The organism is Paenibacillus sp. NPDC057934 (genome assembly GCF_042887565.1).
GTDB lineage: Bacteria > Bacillota > Bacilli > Paenibacillales > Paenibacillaceae > Paenibacillus_AQ.
On record NZ_JBHVPB010000024.1, the window covers coordinates 1 to 2370 of the forward strand.

Sequence of the window (2370 nt, forward strand, 5' to 3'; positions counted from 1 at the left end):
GATGGTACTTGGACCGAAGGGTCCTGGGAGAGTAGGACGCCGCCAAGCACATGAGCCCTTGTTGATTTAATCAACAAGGGCTTTTTTGTGTTTTATAATAAATCATTTAGAGCTTCAATGAAGGATAGTCACGTAATCATAAGGATTAACGGTGCTTTTGGGCCGGTAAAGTGGAACGGCATATGCTTTAATTGACCGTATTCATCAGTTTTATGCATTTGATTCAGATAATTTCATAATTATAATTGGGAAAACACACCCTTTGAGCGGATATCTCAGGATTTTCAAGACCATTCGCTTTGATGTTAAATTAATTTATCATGGAAAAACATTTATCGTACGACCCGTTATTCAAAGCGTTAATAAGCCTCCACTTCACTAACTAAGGTGACAGGAGTTTGGGTTCCCTACGGGTCATAACTAAGGACGTTTAGCTCAGTTGGGAGATTATCTGCATATAAGGAAAAGGTTCGGGGTTGGATCTATTCAGCCTCTACTATGAATTACATAATGATTTTACAAACACGAGGTGGAGCTGACCAGTAGCTTGTCGGGATTATAACCTGAAGGCTGCAGGTTATAATCCTGCCCCCCCACAACTGATCTAAAACACTGGTGTAGTTGCCCTAACTGCCTGCCAGTCAAGCAGGAAATTGCGAAATCCCACCTCCGTACGCTCTTCACCGGTGCTAGAAGTAGTATAGGTGCCGCTATAGACAAGCTTTTGGCCGAACGAGGTGCAGAGTTTGCTGTTTTGGCAGACGTAAAATAAGCTTAATGAGGTTTTTAGCAGAAATCTCCGCAGCTGGTGGGGTTGCTCTCGCGGTTACTGGGGATGTTGGTGTACCGGATCAGAGCATCGAGAAATAGAATCGTGTAATCGGTGTTAATATCTTAGGGTTTTTCTATTCAAAGAAATATGAAATTCCAGTGATTATAGCTGTAGGAGGAGCTAGGTGAATGTATCGAGTGTTTTTGCTGATCGCGTTGGTCCTTCAACGGATTACTCCGGTTCGAAGCGTGCTATCCGCGGGCTAACCCGTACTGTTGCAAAGGAATATGGCACACAGGGAATTCGTATCAATGAACTCCAGCCAGGGGTTATCAATACAGAAATCCCACAGGCTGATCCTGAAGGGACCCAAGAGGTTGATGATCGTGGTATTCCACTCAAACGTATTGGAACAGGACGTGAAGGGGCGGCAGCTATTGCTCTCCTTCTTTTCGACGATGCTTCCGATATCAATGGAGTCCACCTTGCTGTTGATGGCGGTTTCTTCGCCTGATCACGCAGGTACTTTTGTGTAACAACAATTTCAAATATATTTACAAGTAGACATAATGAAAAGCGATGTAGCAACAACGCTGCGTTTAGAGAGCGAGATAAGCAGCTTTGTACGCTGTAAGCCTGCATGGCCCTCCATATATTACTACCAGACTGCAATAAATTAGCTCGGTTGTTTACCGGCTAATTCCCTTCGGAAGGGGAAACAGTCTGAGCTGGATGGTACGGGTGCAGGTAAGGATTTTAAAGACATGCCGAAGTTTGGCAAACACAATATCTACCCAATGATGAACAACGAAGATTCTTGATACGACTTAAATTCAGGTACATCATCATTAGGGGGTAGAGTAGCGAGATATTCAACCTCCTTTAATTATAGAACCTATGACTTGGTTGTTGGTCTGCTAGGTACGATAGCCTTCTTATAAATAGGAAAGATTAAAAGATCGTTAATCTGTCCATTGCTTGAAGTGCTGTAATATCGAGAGTAATAGAAGCTACAAGCTTTAAACTATCTAATTTCAAATAAGATCAGAATATGAAGTAGAATCAGCGGCTGAGATTAATGCTGTTTTCGTATAAATTGATATGTTCGACTAAAGGGAGGAGTGACAATCTTCTCATACAGTTGTTTATCGATCGATACAGTATCTGTATGTATTCGCCTTGTGTTACACCGATATTTAGTCGAATATTGAAGACTCTTTAAGAAAAATGAACTACTTTGCTATATGTTTAATAATAAAGCTTGCATTATGGCAGGGTATCATGGTATATTAAATGTCCGGTCGCGAGCAGAAAGAATTGTTTGTCGATTGGAATAAAATGAATGAACGGCTTCGTAAAACTTTTTAAAAAAAGTCTTGCATTAAAACGCCGAACATGATATAGTATAAGAGTTGCTGCTGAGACATTAAGCGGACAACGTGAATAGCTTGATCTTTGAAAACTGAACAACGAGTGAGTATCGAATTCACGAAAGTGAGTTCAAAAATGAGAATTTTTAATTCTCGTCAGATGTTTCAAAATGAGCAATCGCTCTTTCTAAATACCAATTTGGAGAGTTTGATCCTGGCTCAGGACGA

1 protein-coding gene is annotated in these 2370 nt (G+C 41.1%); it reads left to right on the forward strand.

The window, feature by feature from the left end; genetic code table 11:
* Positions 1-956 precede the first annotated feature (956 nt).
* The gene (locus ACFVRY_RS29325; protein ID WP_387503758.1) at positions 957-1286 is read left to right on the forward strand and encodes an SDR family NAD(P)-dependent oxidoreductase; all 330 of its coding nucleotides are present in this window, start codon (positions 957-959) and stop codon (positions 1284-1286) included.
* The last annotated feature ends 1084 nt before the right edge of the window (positions 1287-2370 follow it).